The sequence below is a fragment of the Herbidospora galbida genome (assembly GCF_005233835.1).
Classification (GTDB): Bacteria; Actinomycetota; Actinomycetes; order Streptosporangiales; family Streptosporangiaceae; genus Herbidospora; species Herbidospora galbida.
Genome location: NZ_SZQA01000020.1, coordinates 133,099 through 150,076 on the forward strand (window position 1 = coordinate 133,099; position 16,978 = coordinate 150,076).

Annotated in this window: 17 protein-coding genes; 5 read left to right on the top strand and 12 right to left on the bottom strand. The window is 71.7% G+C overall.

Annotated features, from left to right (window positions below):
• Window positions 1-118: 118 nt before the first annotated feature.
• The 4 genes from FDA94_RS21165 to FDA94_RS21180 are packed head-to-tail and all read left to right on the top strand — an operon-like array spanning window position 119 to window position 4,044.
• Window positions 119-412 (top strand): hypothetical protein, encoded by a 294-nt coding sequence (locus tag FDA94_RS21165; RefSeq protein ID WP_137248805.1) that lies wholly within the window; start codon window positions 119-121, stop codon window positions 410-412.
• 15 nt (window positions 413-427) lie between these two features.
• Window positions 428-1,567, top strand: a complete 1,140-nt coding sequence (locus tag FDA94_RS21170) for a phosphotransferase family protein (RefSeq protein WP_137248806.1) — start codon at window positions 428-430, stop codon at window positions 1,565-1,567.
• Window positions 1,554-3,731 (top strand): lanthionine synthetase LanC family protein, encoded by a 2,178-nt coding sequence (locus FDA94_RS21175; RefSeq protein WP_137248807.1) that lies wholly within the window; start codon window positions 1,554-1,556, stop codon window positions 3,729-3,731. The genes FDA94_RS21170 and FDA94_RS21175 overlap by 14 nt, the downstream gene beginning before the upstream one ends.
• Window positions 3,721-4,044: a hypothetical protein gene (locus FDA94_RS21180; RefSeq protein ID WP_137248808.1), complete on the top strand. Its 324-nt coding sequence runs from the start codon at window positions 3,721-3,723 to the stop codon at window positions 4,042-4,044. The genes FDA94_RS21175 and FDA94_RS21180 overlap by 11 nt, the downstream gene beginning before the upstream one ends.
• On the opposite strand, the gene FDA94_RS21185 is transcribed toward FDA94_RS21180, so the two are convergent.
• From FDA94_RS21185 to FDA94_RS21220, 9 genes are all read right to left on the bottom strand, one after another.
• Window positions 4,045-5,460 (bottom strand): DUF6297 family protein, encoded by a 1,416-nt coding sequence (locus FDA94_RS21185; RefSeq protein ID WP_137248809.1) that lies wholly within the window; start codon window positions 5,458-5,460, stop codon window positions 4,045-4,047. It lies immediately after the preceding gene.
• The gene (locus FDA94_RS21190) at window positions 5,457-6,029 is read right to left on the bottom strand and encodes an ABC transporter ATP-binding protein (RefSeq protein WP_212735426.1); all 573 of its coding nucleotides are present in this window, start codon (window positions 6,027-6,029) and stop codon (window positions 5,457-5,459) included. Before FDA94_RS21190 ends, FDA94_RS21185 begins: the two co-directional genes overlap by 4 nt.
• A 219-nt stretch (window positions 6,030-6,248) precedes the next feature.
• A complete protein-coding gene (locus tag FDA94_RS39325; protein WP_169806404.1) occupies window positions 6,249-6,416 on the bottom strand; it encodes a hypothetical protein in 168 nt (55 codons plus the stop codon).
• Window positions 6,417-6,544: 128 nt separating this feature from the next.
• Window positions 6,545-9,253, bottom strand: a complete 2,709-nt coding sequence (locus FDA94_RS21195; RefSeq protein ID WP_137248811.1) for a DEAD/DEAH box helicase — start codon at window positions 9,251-9,253, stop codon at window positions 6,545-6,547.
• Between the two features lie 25 nt (window positions 9,254-9,278).
• Complete coding sequence (locus FDA94_RS21200; protein ID WP_137248812.1) at window positions 9,279-10,133, bottom strand: diacylglycerol/lipid kinase family protein; 855 nt, start codon at window positions 10,131-10,133, stop codon at window positions 9,279-9,281.
• Window positions 10,130-10,984, bottom strand: coding sequence for a twin-arginine translocase subunit TatC (tatC, locus tag FDA94_RS21205; RefSeq protein WP_137248813.1), 855 nt, complete (start codon window positions 10,982-10,984; stop codon window positions 10,130-10,132). Before tatC ends, FDA94_RS21200 begins: the two co-directional genes overlap by 4 nt.
• 35 nt (window positions 10,985-11,019) lie before the next feature.
• On the bottom strand, window positions 11,020-11,364 hold the full coding sequence (tatA, locus tag FDA94_RS21210) for a Sec-independent protein translocase subunit TatA (RefSeq protein ID WP_137248814.1): 345 nt from the start codon (window positions 11,362-11,364) through the stop codon (window positions 11,020-11,022).
• Between the two features lie 306 nt (window positions 11,365-11,670).
• Window positions 11,671-12,621 carry a helix-turn-helix transcriptional regulator gene (locus FDA94_RS21215; RefSeq protein WP_342778511.1) on the bottom strand — a complete coding sequence of 317 codons (951 nt, stop codon included), beginning with the start codon at window positions 12,619-12,621 and terminating at the stop codon, window positions 11,671-11,673.
• Window positions 12,618-13,562: a helix-turn-helix transcriptional regulator gene (locus FDA94_RS21220; protein ID WP_137248815.1), complete on the bottom strand. Its 945-nt coding sequence runs from the start codon at window positions 13,560-13,562 to the stop codon at window positions 12,618-12,620. The genes FDA94_RS21215 and FDA94_RS21220 overlap by 4 nt, the downstream gene beginning before the upstream one ends.
• Before the next feature lie 37 nt (window positions 13,563-13,599).
• On the opposite strand from FDA94_RS21220, the gene FDA94_RS21225 reads away from it, so the two are divergent.
• Window positions 13,600-14,673, top strand: coding sequence for a DUF3866 family protein (locus tag FDA94_RS21225; RefSeq protein WP_137248816.1), 1,074 nt, complete (start codon window positions 13,600-13,602; stop codon window positions 14,671-14,673).
• A gap of 237 nt (window positions 14,674-14,910) precedes the next feature.
• Here FDA94_RS21225 and FDA94_RS21230 read toward each other — a convergent pair whose 3' ends face one another.
• The 3 genes from FDA94_RS21230 to FDA94_RS21240 all read right to left on the bottom strand — a co-directional run.
• Window positions 14,911-15,363 (bottom strand): DUF3291 domain-containing protein, encoded by a 453-nt coding sequence (locus FDA94_RS21230; protein WP_137248817.1) that lies wholly within the window; start codon window positions 15,361-15,363, stop codon window positions 14,911-14,913.
• A 32-nt stretch (window positions 15,364-15,395) separates the two neighbouring features.
• Entirely contained in the window at window positions 15,396-16,046 is a 651-nt protein-coding gene (locus FDA94_RS21235) for a helix-turn-helix transcriptional regulator (RefSeq protein WP_137248818.1), read from the bottom strand.
• Window positions 16,047-16,051: 5 nt separating this feature from the next.
• On the bottom strand, window positions 16,052-16,978 hold a 927-nt coding region (locus FDA94_RS21240), incomplete at its 5' end, for an FKBP-type peptidyl-prolyl cis-trans isomerase (RefSeq protein WP_137248819.1).

Sequence of the window (16,978 nt, forward strand, 5' to 3'; positions counted from 1 at the left end):
GCGCAATTCTGCGAGTGAACGTAGATGACATGCTCAAACAGTAATCGGTACGCCGGAATCCGCCTGGGATTTCCCGGGCGGATTCCCGAGCTTGCCCGAAAACGTTAAGGGAAATGCGGTGCCCGAGGGCTACGACATTCTTGAGCAGATCAATCTCGAACTGAAGAGCATCGACGGCGCCGCCGATTACCGGGCCGCCGCGCTGGGATTCATCAAAGGCGACCTGGAGCTCGACGACGCGATCGAGGCGATGACCAAGGTCCTGCACGGCGACGGCTACGGCAACGCCGAACACCGCAAGCGCATCATCGAACTCGCGCAGACCGCCGAGGAGCGGTGCGGATTCGTCACGATCACGGTGAGCATCGCGGGCTGCACCGCCGCGTTCAGTTGCTCGATGGGATGCTGCTGACCGATCGGAGATCCTTTGAACGCCGACCCTGCCGACGTCGTCGTCCGGGCCGATCGGCTCACCGCCGAGAAGTCGGTCTTCACCGCCGGCCGTCCCGTCCTCGACGAGGTGACGGCCGTCCGCGCCCTCGCCGGGCACGGCCTGCTGAGCCCGGAACAGATGCTCGACCCCCGGCTGACGGTCGTGGACGAGTCACGCCGCTGCCGCTGCCTGATCGTCCGGCTGGCGGAGGCCGGCTGGGTGGTCAAGCAGGGCACCTCGGCCGAGACACAGGAGACGCTCGACCGCGAGGCGGAGGTCTACCGCGTGCTGCGCGGCTCCTCCTTCGCGCCCTACCTGCCGCGTTTCTCCGCCTTCGACGACCACGCCGGCCTGCTGGTGACCGAGTTCGTCGACGGGCAGGCGCCCCGCGACGCCCACATCGCCGACCCGGCCAGGCGGCCGATCACGGCGGTCGGGATCGGCGCGGCGCTGGCCCGGCTGCACACCGTCGCCGACGACGGCGGCCTTCCGGCGCAGGACGCCCCGCCCATCCTCCGCTGCGGCCACCCCACGCTCGACTCCATCGAGTTCCACAGCCCCGCCTCGCTGGAGGTGGTGCGGACCGTCCAGTCCAACCCGGCGCTGTCGGCGCTGCTGGACGGCGTACACGGCCAGTGGCGCGCCGACGCGATGGGCCACGGCGACCTGCGCGGCGACAACATCCTCCTCCGGCCCACGGGCGAGCCCGTCTTCATCGACTGGGAGATGGGCGGCCCCTGCGACCGCCGCTGGGACATCGCCGGCCTGCTCACCGAACGCATCGTGTGGTGGCTCACCGACCCCGACGCGTGGGTGCCCATGGAGGCGCAGGCCACCGCGAACGCGGCGGCGGTCGACGGGCTGCGCGAGATCCGCGAGTTCGCGCACGCCTTCCTCGGCAGCTACGTCGTCACCTACGCGGGCGAACTCGACCTCGCCAAGGCCGGCCTGGACGACCTCATGCGCTGGTGCGGCGCGCGGCTGGTGCAGTTCGCCGTCGAGCAGACCCACCAGCGCAGCGTGCCGCTGGCGACCTCCCGGCAGCTCCTGCAGATGGCGGCGAACTTCCACACCACCCCCGGCGTCGCCGCCCGGACCTTCTTCGGATTGGCGATCGACGATGGCGACCGATGACAACCGGGAGATCGTCGCCGCCGCCCTGGCCGCGGCGACCGTCTCCGCGACCTACGACCTGGCCTGGTTCGGCGAGGTCGTCGACACGATCCGGCCCCTGCCCGACGACGCCATGATGCGGGAGGCGGCGGGCTCCTTCGTCAGCCGCCTGCTCTACCGGGGCTGCTACCTGTTCGGCCGGCCGCGCCGCGAGGTGGCCGCCTTCCGCGAGTCCATCATGGAGGGCCTCCCCTCGACCCGGTCGGCCCGGTTCGTCAACGCCGCCGTGTACGCCGGAGCCCACGTCGCCCCCACGTCCAGACGGCTGCCCCTGGTCACGACCGGCGCCGAACCGCTGATCGACCTGGAGGGGGTCCGGGTCAGGCTGAGCCTCCCCGGCCCGGCCGAGCACGTCGAGGTGCACATCCCCGGCGTCTCGGTGACCAAGTCGCCGGGGTTCGTGCTCTTCCGCAGCCCCCACGGGCAGCCCGCCGCCGACGGCCAGCGGCTGGTGCGCCTCTACTGGAACATGGCGGCCGCGGGCGCGGTCGGCCTCATCGAACCCCTCACCCGCGTGGTCGGCGACCTGGCCTACCACTTCAAGGTCGTGCACGCCGACGCCGACTGGCCCGAACGGGCCGACAGCGCCGTGCTCTACATCGGCCACGACGACCTCGCCCGCGTGTGGCCCGCCCTGCGCGACCTTCACCGGCGGTCGCTGCCGATGATGCGCCCGTACGTCCCGGCGCTGACCCGCAGGGCCGGGCTCGGGCTCGGCGTCGCCGAGGACCCCGGCGGCGGCGAGAGCTACGGCATGTTCGTGTGCGAGCGCATCGCCGAGGGCCTCATGCGCGCCCACGCCGAGGGCAGCGCCGACCGCGACCTCCAGCTGGCCTACGTCGCCGAGGCGTTCGAGAAGGCCGGACGCTCCCTCGCCACCCCCCACGCGACCCCCGAGGTGGCCCGGCTCCTCGACGGCCTCACCGGCGCGACCCCCGCGCCCGCCCCGGTCGTCCCCGGTGGCCTGACCGGCGAGGCCGAACGGCTGGCCCGGCGGATGGCCGCCGATGCGCTGGTCCACGGCGATCGCTGCACCTGGCTCAAACCCCACCCCGACATCGGCGGCCGGGCCGGATGGGTCCCGATGGGCGCCGACGTCTACGACGGCACCGCCGGGATGGCCCTGTTCCTGGCCCAGCTCGCCGACCCCGCCTTCACCGGCCTGGCGAGGAAGGCGGCCCGGCACGCGCTGGCGACCGCCCCCGACCTGCCCGGCCCCGGCCTCTACAGCGGCCGCTCGGGCGCCGGCCTCGCCGCGGCTCTGGCCGGACGCGCCCTCGGCGACGCCGAACTGGTCGAACGCGGCTTCGCCCTGGTGGACGCCGCCGCCCGCGACGCGCTGACCGGCGAGGGCCCCGCCGACGTGATCGACGGGACGGCCGGCGCGCTGCTGGCCGTCCTGGCCGCCCACGACCTCGGCAACCCGACCGGCCTGCGCCTGGCCGCCGACCTGGGCACGACGCTGATCGGCCAGGGCGAGGACACCGGCGGCACCCTGTCGTGGACCCCCGGCTTCGTCGGCTACGCCCACGGGGCGGCCGGGTGCGCGCTCGCCCTGGCCGAACTCGCCGAGGCGACCGGCGAGCCCGCCTTCCTGGCGGCGGCCGGACGGGCCGTCGCCTACGAACGGACCTGGTTCCACGACGGGAACTGGCGCGACGCCCGCACCGCCCACGAGCGCGGCCCCGACGGCGACCTGACCCTGGAACCCGATCTCAACCGGTACGACTGGTGCTACGGCGCACCCGGCATCGCCCTGACCCGAGGCCGGCTGGCCCCGCACGAGGCGCGGATCGGCTTCGCGGCCGCCCGCCGGGCCGCCGCCACCCATCCCGCGCTCGTCTACGACATGTGCCTGTGCCACGGATCGGCCGGCATCGCCGAGATCCTCTCCCTGGCCCCCGCCGACCACGCCGAGGACGGCGACGCCGACCTCGCCCGCGAGATGACCCGCCGCGCCCTGGCCGCCCACCACGACGACCTGGCCTGGCCCCGGGGGTACGGCCTCATGCTCGGCGCCGCCGGGGTCGCGCTGGCCGCCCTCCGCCGCGACGACCCCGCGATCGTCTCACCGCTGCACCTGCCCCGCCCGTCTTCACCCGAGGAGGCCCCCCGTGGACGCTGAGCCGCCCAGGCCGCAGTACGACGTGACCGCCCTGCTCGAGGAGCTCCAACGGTCGTGGGCGACGGTGCCCGGCATCGACGACTTCGTCGGCTCCGGCGCGGCCTTCGTCAAGGGCGAGGAGGCCGACCTGGAGAAGACCGTCGACCGCATGATGTCGTTCTTCAACGGCGAGGTCGGCGGCTACTCCACCGAACGCCAGCGGCTCGTGCTGCTCGCCCAGAACATGCGCAAACGCGCCGGCGGCGTGCCGATCGTGCTGCTGACGTTCACCACCTGCACCGAGGTGCTCTCCTGCTCGTACGCCTGTTGCTAGTCACCCGGCGATCACGGTCTGCAGGAGGGCCAGCCCCGCCAGCAGCGCCGGACCGCGCACCAGCTGCAGGATCAGCCCCAGGGGCGTCGGGCCGAACAGCCCGACGTCCACGAGCGGGCTGGAGTAGTCGAGCGGCGGCCGGGTCGCCACCCGGTAGGTCACCGCCAGCCCGCCGGCCGCCGACACCGCCGCCGTGAGGAGGGACAGCGGGGGGACCAGCGCCCAGGTGACGGCCGACCAGACCACCGCCCCGGCGGCCGGGACGGTCAGGAACGCGAGCGTCAGCATCAGATCGGAGCCGCCCAGCGCCCGCCGGATCGACGGAGAACGCGAAATGACCCGCAATCCGGCCGCCAATCTGTCGACGGCCGCGAATGCCGTCACCGTGTGCAGCGCGGGCAGAAACGCCTCCAGCCCGACGACATAGGCGCCATAAGGAACGGAAATCAGCGCCGCCCACATAAAGAATCCCGTCGGCATGCGCCGGATTCGCGCCAGATCGCTTTTCACCAATGCGGTGAATCGATTTCCGCTGATCGCCGCCGGACGCACCCGCGCCACCGCCCGCGCCCGCCGTTCGAGCACGATCGACCAGAACATCGTCACGTCGAGCGACAGCACCGACACGTGCGTCGCGGTGGCCAGTTCGGCCCCCGACGACACCTTCCCCCGGGTCATCGCGCCGAGGCTGCGCCGCGCCCACGTGGCCGCCGCCACCGCCGCCGTCAGCGCGACCACGGCGGCCACGGTGAACGGCGCCGAGCCCGCCGACTCCAGCCCGGTCAGCGCCAGGCCCGGCCGCAGCGCCAGCACCGCGACGGCCACCGCGACCAGCCCGTAGGCCGCCACGCTCAGCCATCGCTGAACGGCCGCGACCGGCCGGTCGCTCGCCTGGACCAGCACGCACAGGCAGGTGAGCACCACTCCGGCCGCCGCCCAGCACACCACCCACGCCACGACCGGCACCGACAACCGGGTCACCGCGAGGAAGACGAACCCGGTGAGCGCGCCCACCACGGCCCCCACGGCCACCGCCGCCGCCAGATGCCCGCGCAGCAGGGACCCCCGGTCGACGGGGGTGCTGAGCAGCCACGTCCGCGCCGGCGACCCGGCGTAGAGCGGGCCGAACGCGAGCAGCGCCTTGGCCAGCAGCACCATGCACACCAGGGCCAGGACCGCCGCCGTGAGCTGGGTGACCGAGGTGCGCACCAGGTCGGGCACGCCGCCGCCGCCCTCGATGCGCGCTACCCCCGCCTCGGTGACCTCAACCACGAGCCCGCCGAGAATGCCCAGGTAGACGAGGCGTTCGACGAGCATCGAGAGCAGGAAGCCGAGAGGCCGGCGCGGCCGGCGGGCCCGCCGGCGGCTGCGGAGTTCGGCGGCCTTGGGCAGGGCCCGGACCCCGATGACCGTCATCCGGCCACCTCGATCGTCCGGTCGGCCGCCGCGTCGATCAGCGCACGGTCGTGGGAGGTGAACAGCACGGCCACCCCGGCGGCCTTCTCCTTCTGGAGCTGGTCGGCCAGCCAGGCGCGGCCCGTCACGTCGAGCCGCTGCTCGGGTTCGTCGAGCAGCAGCAGCCGGCGCGGCCTGACCAGACAGGACGCCAGCCCGAGCCGGTGGCGCTGGCCGCTGGACAGGGTGATCGGGAGCTGGTCGGCGGCCCCTTCGAGGTCGAGGTCGCGCAGGGTGGCCGCCACCAGGCCGTCGGGGTCGTCGGCGCCGTGGGCCCAGGCGTAGAGGGTCAGGTGGTCGACGACCGACATGTCGGGGAAGTAGTCGACGTCGTCGAGCAGGCAGGCCATCGCCGCCCGCACGGCCGGGTCGGACTCGCGCAGGGGGACCCCGTCGAACTCGACCAGCCCCTCGTCGGCCTCCTCGACCCCGGCGACGCAGCGCAGCAGGGTCGTCTTGCCCGACCCGTTGGCCCCGACGACCGCCACGGCCTCACCGGCCCGGAGCGAGAAGCCGACGTCGTTCAACACCGGCAGGCGGGAATAGGATTTATGCAGACCGGACACGCGCAGCAATGCTGATGGGGCCGTTGCGCTCATCGGGGATTACGCTCCTCAATCGTCCGGAGATGTCGTATCGCTAATGTGCTCAATTGGCGTCGGCCAAGGCGATTGTAACCGAATAATGCGCCGGGAAATGAGCGAAGGGCCGCCCCGCGCGATCGCGGAACGGCCCTTTACAAAGTCAGGTCACTTCCTGAGACTCCATGTGGTGCCGTATCCACCCAGGTGCAGGGCCAGGAACACGGCGCCGGCGATGGTCAGCGTGGTGACGGTCAGGACCGCGCCGACGGCGTAGCCGCCGATCGCGAAGACGAGGGCGACGAGGAACAGGACAGCGGCGAGGAGAGCGAACATCCGGACCTCCAGGGGCGGGGCTTGTACATAGCGGATTTCCGCCGCGTTACGCCCGGAATCTCCCCATGGGGATACGGTGCGCGAACGAACCACTACCCGCGCCTGACCGGCCGGTCAGTTCGCCGCTCTCACGTCAGCGACGAGTAGGCCACCACCCCGCGCCGCATGGCGTCGATCGCCTTCGTCGAGGTCTCGCGCACCTTGCTGCCCTTGGGCGCCGCGTCGCGCAACTGGCCCAGCAGGTCGAGCAGCTGCTTGATCCACCGGACGAAGTCGCCCGCCGCCAGGTCGTTGTCAGTGAGCACCGCGTCGAGGGTGTGGCCCTTGGCCCACCGCCAGGCCGCCCACGCGAAGCTCATGTCGGGCTCGCGGGTGAACGACAGGTCGTGGTCCTGCTCGACGGCCTCCAGGTCGGCCCACAGCTTCACCATCGAGGCCAGGGCCTCTTTCGCCGCCCCGGCCGGGACGCGGGGGCTGCGGTTGTCGTCGGTCTGGCGGGATTCGTACACCAGGGAGGAGACGCAGGCGGCCAGTTCGGCCGGGTCGAGCTTCTCCCAGATGCCGCCGCGCAGGCACTCGGCGGTCAGCAGGTCGAGCTCGGTGTAGAGCTTGGCGAGGCGGCGGCCCTCGTCGGTGACGGTCTCGCCGTCGAGGTAGCCGAGCTGGTCGAGGATGCCGCAGACCCGGTCGAAGGTGCGGGCGATGACGTGGGAGCGGCCCTCGACGCGGCGGCGCAGGCCCTCGGTCTCGCGCAGCAGCTTGTAGTAGCGCTCGGCCCAGCGGGCGTGGTCTTCGCGCTCGTCGCAGCCGTGGCAGGGGTGCTGGCGCAGCTCGCGGCGCAGCCGCAGGATCTCGTCGTCTTCGGCCGCGTGGTCGCGGGCGCGCACCGGCTTGCCCAGGTCGACGTCGCCCAGCTTGGCGTGCATGGTGGCGACCAGGTTGGCCCGCTCCTTGGGGCTGCGGGCGTTGAAGTTGCGCGGCACCCGGATGCGCTCGACCGGCTCGACCGGCACCGGGAAGTCGGCCGGGGTCAGCTTCTTGACCTGCTTGCCGACCGTCAGCACCAGCAGCGACGGGCCCTCGCCGCGCACGCTCACGCCCGGGTCGAGGACGACGGCCAGCCCGGCCCGGCGCCCGCCGGGGATCCGGATCACGTCGCCGACCTTCAGCACCTCCAGGCTCTGCACCGCCTGCGCCCGCCGGGCCGCGCCGCGCTGCTTGGACAGCTCGGCCTCCCGGTCGGACAGCGCCCGGCGCAGCGCCGCGTATTCGGGGAAGTCGCCCAGGTGGCAGGTCATCGCCTCCTTGTAGCCCTGCAGCGCGTCTTCGTGCTTGCGCAGCTGGCGGGCCAGCCCGACGACCGCGCGGTCGGCCTGGAACTGGGCGAAGGAGTCTTCGAGCAGGGCGCGGGCGCGCTCGCGGCCGACCTGGCCGACCAGGTTCACGGCCATGTTGTAGGAGGGCCGGAAGCTCGACCGCAGCGGGTAGGTGCGGGTGCTGGCCAGGCCCGCGACGCCGATCGGGTCCATGCCCGGCTGGTAGACGACCACCGCGTGGCCCTCGACGTCGATGCCGCGGCGGCCGGCCCGGCCGGTGAGCTGGGTGTATTCGCCCGGGGTCAGGTCGGCGTGGGTCTCGCCGTTCCACTTGTCGAGCTTCTCGATGACGACCGAGCGGGCCGGCATGTTGATGCCCAGCGCCAGCGTCTCGGTCGCGAAGACGGCCTTGACCAGGCCCTTGGTGAACAGCTCCTCGACGACCTCCTTGAAGGCCGGGAGCATGCCCGCGTGGTGGGCGGCCAGGCCGCGCTCCAGGCAGTCGCGGAAGTCGAGGTAGCCCAGCACCGCGAGGTCTTCGTCGGGCAGGTGGGCGGTGCGCTCGTCGACCAGCTGCCGGATCTCGTGGCGCTCCTCGTCGGTGGTGAGCCGCAGGCCGGCGTAGAGGCACTGCTTGACGGCGGCGTCGCAGCCCGCGCGGGAGAAGATGAACGTGATCGCCGGCAGCAGGCCCTCGGCGTCGAGGCGCTCGATGACCTGGGCGCGGTCGTGGGGGGTGCGCCGGGGGCGGTTGTAGCCGCGTTTGCCGCGCGCCTGGTTGAGCCGCTGCTCGTCGCGGGAGATGCGCATCAGGTTGGCGTTGATGCGGGTCGCGCCGTCTTCGCTGGCGAACAGGTCGTAGAGGCGGTTGCCGACCAGCATGTGCTGCCACAGCGGCACCGGGCGGTGCTCGTCGACGATCACCGTCGTGTCGCCCCGGACCGCGCCCAGCCACTCGCCGAACTCCTCGGCGTTGGAGACCGTGGCCGACAGGGCGACCACGCGCACCGACTCGGGCAAGTGGATGATCACCTCTTCCCAGACGGCGCCCCGGAAGCGGTCGGCGAGGTAGTGGACCTCGTCCATGACCACGTAGCCGAGGCCGCTCAGGGTCTGGGAGCCCGCGTAGAGCATGTTGCGCAGGACCTCGGTCGTCATGATGACGATCGGGGCGTCGCCGTTGACGCTGTTGTCACCCGTCAGCAGACCCACGTTCTTGGCGCCGTAGCGCCGCACCAGGTCGTTGAACTTCTGGTTCGACAGCGCCTTGATGGGCGTCGTGTAGAAGCACTTGCGGCCCTGCTCCAGGGCCAGATGGACGGCGAACTCGCCGACCACGGTCTTCCCCGACCCGGTCGGGGCCGCCACCAGCACGCCGTCTCCGGCCTCCAGTGCCTGGCAGGCGTCGAGCTGGAACTCGTCGAGCTCGAAGTCGTACAACCCGCGGAACGAGGTGAGCGCAGGGCCCGACTCGGTCTGCTGGTCACGGAAGGCGGCGTAGCGTTCCGCAGGCGTGCTCATGCCGTCAACCCTACCGATATTCCTGTTACGGCCGTGTCATCACCGTCAGCGCACCGGCACGGGCCGTGCAGGTCAGTGGCGTCGGTCCGGCGCGTTCCCCGTCGGCGTAGGCGATCACGCCGGGTGCCTCCAGGGTCACGGAAGCGGCACGGTGGATCTCCACGGCCGGGTGTTTCGCATGGGTGCCCAGGAAGACGCGGGGAAAGGCCCGCAGGAAGGCGGCCGTCGGCAGCGCCTTGAGGATCACCACGTCGAGCAGCCCGTCGTCGGGCACGGCGGTGGGACAGATCTTCATTCCGTTCCCGTACGACCGGGTGTTCCCCACGGCCACCAGCATCGCGTCGAGCTCCAGGGCGGGGTGGTGGTCGAGGGTGACGCGGAAGGGGATCGGGCGGAACTCCCGGAGCTCCCTGAGCACGGCGGTGACATAGCGGGCCGGGCCCGTCATCGCGTTGGCACGCTCGTTGACGCGGGAGTCGAACCCGCAGGCCAGCACCCCGGCGAACCACCGGTCGCCCACGGTGGCGGCGTCGATGAGGCGGGGCACTCCCCCGGCGACCAGGTCGGCGGCGGCTAACGGGTCACGCGGGATGCCGAGGTCGGCGGCGATGTCGTTGCCGGTGCCCATGGGGATGATCGCGAGCGGGACGCCCGTGCCGGCCACCGCCTGGACGGCCAGGTGCACGAGGCCGTCACCCCCGCACGCGACCACCACCGGAGGCCGTTTCCGCACGGCGGCGCGGGCCCGTTCGAGGGTGTCGCCCGCCGACGCGCCCGAGATCACCTCGTGATCGCCCAGCCGGCTCAGCACCGGGCCGAGGCGGCGGGCCGCCCGGCCGCCTCCGGCGGCCGGGTTCACCAGGACGACGGGCCGGCTCACTCGGCCGGGGTTCCGTCGAGCTCCTCTTCGATCTGCCGGGCCTTGAGGGCCGCGGCGGCGTCGGCGCGCTTGTCGTGGAAGTACATGAAGCCTTCGGCGACGAAGAACAACGCGATCATCGGCAGCGCGAGCGCCAGCATCGTGAACGGGTCTTGGCTCGGGGTCGCGACGGCCGAGAAGACGAAGAACCCGAAGATCACCATGCGCTGGTGCTTGGCCACGGTCTCGTAGCGGACCACGCCGATCAGGTTCAGGAAGACCAGCAGCAGCGGCAGCAGGAACGACACGCCGAAGATCAGCAGCATCATCATCAGGAACGTGAGGTATTCGTTCACGTCGATGAGCGGCACCGAGTTCTCGGGCACGAACCCCAGCAGCAGCGACAGGCCCTTGTCCATCGTCAGGTAGGCGAGCGTCGCGCCGGCCAGGAACAGCGGCAGGGCCAGGCCGAGGAAGGTGTAGCTGTAGCGCTTCTCGTTGCGGTAGAGACCCGGCGTCACGAACGCCCAGATCTGGTAGATCCACAGCGGCGAGGCCACCACGATGCCGAAGATGAAGGCCACCTTCAGGTTGATGAAGAGGCCGCCGGTGACACTGTTGACCACCAGGCTGCACTCTTTGCCGCCGCCGAGCCGGTAGGCGTCGGGCAGCCGGCAGAACGGCCCGGTCATGAAATCCCAGATCGGGTCGAAGAAGACCAGACCCACGATCGTCGCGAGCACGACGCCGATGATCATCTTGAACAGGCGGTTCCGCAGCTCGCGAAGGTGGTCCATGAGCGACATGCGCCCATCGGGATCGTCCGCCGCGGCCGAGGGCTTCGGCGTCGACGACCTCTTCAACAGGGCCATCCCATGATCCTGTCTCGAAAGAAGGTGCGGCGGGTTCAGTTCTGCTTGTCGGACGGCTGCGCGGCCGGCTGCGAGGTGGCGCGGAGCTTCGCGTTCTCCTCTTCGAGCTGGCGCAGCCGGTCTTCGACCGAGGGCGTCGGCGTCGCGGGCGGGATCTGCGCCGGCGGCACCGGAGCGGCCTGCGGGGTCACGGTCTCAGCCTGCGCCTGCACCACGGTGGACTTGTCGTCGTCCTCCTCGCGGAGCTTCTGCGTCTCCTTCTTGAACAGGCGCAGCGACTGGCCCAGGGCACGAGCCGTGTCGGGGAGCTTCTTGGCGCCGAACAGCAGGATGATGATGAGCCCGATGATGATCAGCTCAGTGGGTCCCAGGCTTCCCATGACACGTCCTTAAGGGGCGGGTGATGCACGTCCTTGCCCGATCGTACGCTGCGATCGCAGTGCTCATCACCCTTCAGGGGGACGAATCGGGTCCATTCGGCTCTTGGCCCGCTCGATTTCGGCCCCCAGTCCCCGGGCCGCAATGAAGACCCGAACGGCCAGAAACCCCACCAGGAGCAGCCCCGCCGCCCCGAGACCGACCAGTAACCAGATCACGGACTTCCCTCTTGATCAGCCGAAACCATCGTCACCCGGCCGCCACGATTCCTTCACCGCCGGCGGCCGGGACGGCCCGGCGGCGGTGATTCACAGGCTGCCCTCGTAGTTGGCCAGGGTCCGCTTCGCCGTCTCGGCGACCCGCTCGGCCAGACTCTCGGGGCGGACGACCCGGCCCGAGTCGCCCAGGCGCAGGGCCAGGCGCACCAGCCAGCCCTGGTCGCGGGCCCGCAGGGCGACGCGCTGGCGGCCCTCACCGAGCTCCTCGACCTCCTCGACCGGGTAGTACTCGGAGATCCAGCGCCCCGACGGGGTGACCTCGAGCTCGACCAGTTCGTCGGTGTCGGAGGGGCGGAAGACGCCCTGGGTGACGTCCATCGGCTCGGCCTCGGCGGGCGGGTCGGCCGGGACATCGAGGACGGCGACCTCCTGGATCCGGTCGACCCGGAACATCCGCATCGCCTCGGCCCGGTAGCACCAGCCCTCGAGGTAGTGACGCCCGTCGACCAGGACGACCCGCAGCGGGTCGACCTCGCGGGGGGCGACCTCGTCGCGGCCGGGGGTGTAGTAGACGAGCGAGAGGCGGCGCTTGCGGCGGGCGGCGTCGGTGACGGTCGCCAGCGCGCCCGGGGCGGCCTCGACCTCGACGGTGACCTGGGTGCTGACGGCGGCCGCGCCGTCGCCGGCGGCCTGCTCCAGCTTGGCCACGACCCGGCCCAGGACCTCGCCGCCGGCGAACTCGGGCAGCTCGCCGAGCATCCGGAGCGCCACCAGAAGCGCGCTGGCCTCGTCGACGCCCAACTTCAGCGGCCGGGCGATCGTGTCGGCGTTGTCGATGAGGATCTCGCCGCCGTCCCAGGAGACGTCGATCAGGTCGCCGGGGGTGTGGCCGGGCAGGCCGCACATCCAGACCAGCTGGAGGTCGTCGATGAGCTGCTTCTCGTTGAGCCCGAACACCTTGGCGACCTCGGGCACCGAGGCGCCGGGGTGGGACATCAGGTAGGGCACGAGGGCGAGCAGCCGGGGCAGCCGGTCGTTCAATGGAGTGCACCCTTCAGACGGCGGAGCACGGCCTCGCGGGCGTCGGGCGGGCCGTCGATCACCGCGTCGGGCCCCAGGCTGGCCAGCCAGCCCGCGAGCCGCTCGGGGTCGGTGAAGACGATGTCGGCCTCGTCCCACTCGGCGCCGGGCCGCACCTCACGGGCGAGGTGACGCAGGCCCTGGCAGGTGCCGGGGCGCACGCGCACCGTGGCGGTCCGTTCGGGGCCGGGGTCCTCCCCCGCGTACGCCACCAGCGCCCGCAGGTCGGCGCCCTCGGGCACCTCGACGCTCCCCGGCCGCCCGGTGGGCGTGACGTCACCGGTGATCCGGCTGAGCCGGAAGACGCGGGTGCCGTCACGCGTGCGGTCGTGGCCGACGACGTACCAGCGGCCGCGGCGCGAGAGCACGCCCCACGGCTCGACCACACGCTTCAGGACCGTCTCGCTGCCCGCGGAACGGTAGTGGAAGGTGACGGCCCGGCGGTCGCGGACCGCCTCCCACAGCGGGGTGAAGGCCGCGTCGCGGGTGTCGACCCGCAGCTCCAGGGGCCCTTCGGCCAGGTCGGTCTCGACCCCGCCGGCCTTCAGCTTGAGCATCGCGCCCCCGGCCGCCTCGGCGAGGCTGGCCCGCTGCCAGACCTGCGCGGCCAGGCCGAGCACGGCGGCCTCGTCGGGCTCCAGGGTGATCTCGGGCAGCTCGTAGGACTGCTTGACGATGCGATAGCCCGGGTCGTCCTCCCACGGGTCCTTCTGGACCTCGATCGGGATGCCGATCTCGCGGAGCTCGTTCTTGTCCCGCTCGAACATCCGCTGGAAGGCCTCGTCGTTGACCGGGTCGTACCCGGGGACCGCGAAGCGGATCTGCTCCGCACTCAGCGGACGCCGGGTCGACAGCAGGCAGATCACCAGATTCAGCAACCGTTCCGTCTTCCGCCGCGACATCGGCCCTCCTTCCTGACTCGAACGCTACCCTTTTCCGGTGATCAGATGGCGCAGGGGCGAGGTCCGTGAGATCAGGCGCGAATGGCCCGGCGCGCTCGAGATCGAGGTCGCCGTCGACGACGGCGCCCGATGCCGGGCGCTGGCCTATCCGCCGCTGGTGGGCCGCCCCGAGCCCGGCGACACGGTGCTGCTGAACACGACCGCCCTCGCCATGGGCCTCGGTACGGGAGGTTACGCCATGGTGGTGGCGATTCCTGACCGTTTGCCACAAGATCCCTCAGGGCCGGGGCATCTCGTCAAGGCCCGCTACACCCCCTTGCAGGCCACGGTTCTGGGCGCCGACGAACAGGACTCCCCGCATCACGAGGTTCTCCGCGAGGCGGACTCCCTCGACGGGATGCCCGTCGTGGTCGCCGACCTGCACTCCGCGCTGCCCGCGATCCTCTGCGGCCTCTATCTGGAGCGCCCGGCGGCCCGGGTCGCCTACGTGATGCTCGACGGCGGCGCGCTCCCGGCGTGGTTCTCGATGGCGTGCGCGAAGCTCCGCGACATCGGCTGGTTGACAGGCGTTGTCACGGTCGGCCAGTCGTTCGGGGGCGATCTGGAGGCGGTGACGACCCACACGGGGCTGCTGGCCGCCCGCCACATCCTGCACGCCGACCTGACGATCGTGGCCCAGGGCCCGGGGAACCTGGGCACCGGCACGAAGTGGGGCTTCTCGGGCGTCTCGTCGGGCGAGGCGATCAACGCAGCCGGTGTCCTGAACGGCCGCCCGGTGGCCGCCCTGCGCGTCAGCGAGGGCGACCTCCGCGAGCGGCACATCGGCGTCTCCCACCACAGCCTGACCGCCTACGGCCGCGTCGCCCTGACCCGCGCCGACGTCGTCGTCCCGGAGCTGGGCGGCGAGTTCGGCGCCCGCGTCGAACGCCAGGCCGAGCCTCTGGGCGAGCGCCACAACCTGGTGAAAGTCCAGGTCGACGGCCTGTACGACGCCCTCCGGGCCTCCCCCGTCGGGCTGTCGACCATGGGCCGCAAACTCGACCAGGACCTGGCCTACTTCCTCACCTCGGCCGCGGCCGGCCGCCACGCCGCCACCCTCCTGCCCGCCTGACCGAAGGCCCCGGCGGCACCGGCGATCAGGGCCCCTGTTCCCGATCTCCGGAGAAGTGATCACCCGCCGCCGATCGGCGGCTCGTGGTCCCCGCATGTGCCGTGGCGGGGCGGACCGGCGCGGCCGGTTGGCGCCGGTTGCGGCGCGGGCGGAGACGGCGGTCGGTGCCGGGCGGGCGGAGCCGTAACGGAGCGAAAGACAGCCCCGGACGGCGCGGGAGAATGCCCGGAACCCGAGCTATCCCCTATCGCCGTTGGGTTCGTAGAACTCCTTGAAGGTGAAGGCGTCCGGGGTGGGGCCCTTCTCCCGCAGCAGGGTGAGGCGGTTCCATGCCTCCTTGAGCGACGGGATCTCGCCCTCCTCCACCCACCACATCACCGTGTAGGGCTCGGCCACGCGGAGGAACCACTCACGGCGGCGCTGGAGGACCGCCAGGTGGGCCGAGCGGTAGACGAAGTTCCACAGCGTCTCGCGGGACTCCCAGATCGAGTAGTTGATCAGCAGGTGGTCGCCGAACTCGTGGGTGATGGTCTCTTCGGGGTCGTCCTCGTTGGCGATCGCGCGCCACACGAAGCCCGGTGCGGCGTCGGCCAGCGTGTTCACGGGTTCGAGGGCGGCGACGAACTCGGTCAGCAGGGGGTCGTCGACGGGCGCGCGCATGTGGGCGACGTTGAACTGGGCCAGATGCATGACCTCACCGTCGCAAAGCCGGGTCTTCTATGTCAACTTTGATTTGTTTTAGAGTTCTCTTGGGGGAAGACGACGCAGCACTCCCCCGGACGGGGGTCCAGCCGGGGCGCGCCGGGCTCCCCCCGGCCTTCGAGCAGGCCCCGGCAGAGGGAGAGGTTCATCGAGCACACCAGCAGCGGCTGCTCCTGGGCGAGCACGTGGAAGGGGCAGTTGCGCAGGCGCAGCAGGCCGTCGTCGTCATAGGGCTCGTAGCCGCGCTCGGCGAGCAGTTCGGCGAGCGAGCCGGCGGCGCTCTCGGCGCCGAGGCGGGCACCGATGCGATGGGCGGCCTTCTCGGCCACCTCGTCGCCGCCCAGCAGATCGACCACCTCGGCCAGGACGAGGGCCAGGGTGCGGTAGTCGCGCGGCGGCACACTCACGACGTGCTCCCCCGGCGCCCGGCGGTAGACCTTCGCGGGGCGGCCGCTGCCCGGACCCTTCTTCTCGGTCAGACGGGCGAAATCGGCCTCCAGGAGGCCCGCCTCGACAAGCTTGTCAAGATGAAAGGCCGCCAGGGTGCGCGCGACGCCGGCCGCTTCCGCGGCCTCGTTGCGCCCGACCGGGCGGCCTTTCGAGGTGACGAATCGGTAGAGCTCACGGCGGACGGGGTCGTTGAGTGCCGCGACCGCCGCGAGCTCGTCCATCGGTGTTACAGGGCGCCGAGCACGTCGACGACGAACACCAGGGTGTCGGTGCCCTTGATGCCGGCGTCGGGCTGGCCGGCCTCGCCGTAGCCGAGGGCCGGCGGGATGGTGATGAGGACGCGGCTGCCGACGTTGACGCCGGTCAGGCCCTGCTTCCAGCCGGGCACGACCTGGTTGAGCGCGAACGAGGTCGGCTGCTTGCGCTCCCACGAGCTGTCGAACTGCTTGTCGGTGCCCCAGATCTTGCCGGTGTAGTGGACCATCACCGTCTGGTTCTCGTTGACCTTCGGCCCGTCGCCCTGGATGACGGTCTTGACCGTCAGGTCCTTCGGCGGCTGCGCGGTGGTCGTGGTGGTCAGCGTCGGAGCGCTGTCGTCACCCGGGTTGACAAGCTTGACACCCTCGATGCCGGGGTCGGTGGCCTTGCCCTTGGCGGCCTTGGCGGTCGCCGACACGACGTCGATGACCAGCACCTGCGAGCTGGTGGTGAAGTCGGTGCCCTGGGTCTTGGCCTGCTCGACCACGGCCGGGTCGATCGAGTCCTTGCCGACCACGACGAGCACGCGACCGCCGGGCTTGCTGCCCAGCAGGCCGTCGTAGAGGGCCTTGGGCATCTGCTGCTGGCTGATCGGCACGAACTCCGACTGGCCGGTGTCGTAGGCGGAGCCGGTGGCCTTGTTCTCCTTGCCGTCCCACGTCCAGACGCTCACCTTGGCGACCAGCGTGTCGCCGTCGGCGGCGGCGGCGCCGTCACCTTCGGAGATGACCCGGGTGGACGAGGTCAGCGCCGGGCCGCCCTTCGGGAAGGTCACGCTGGGCTTCTTGCCCAGGGCACCGGATACCTTGATGTCTTTCGGGTCGGCGGCGGGGCCGACCGGGGCGGCCGCGGCGGCGCCCGACGAGGCGGCCGCGCTGGGCGCGGCGCTCGTGGC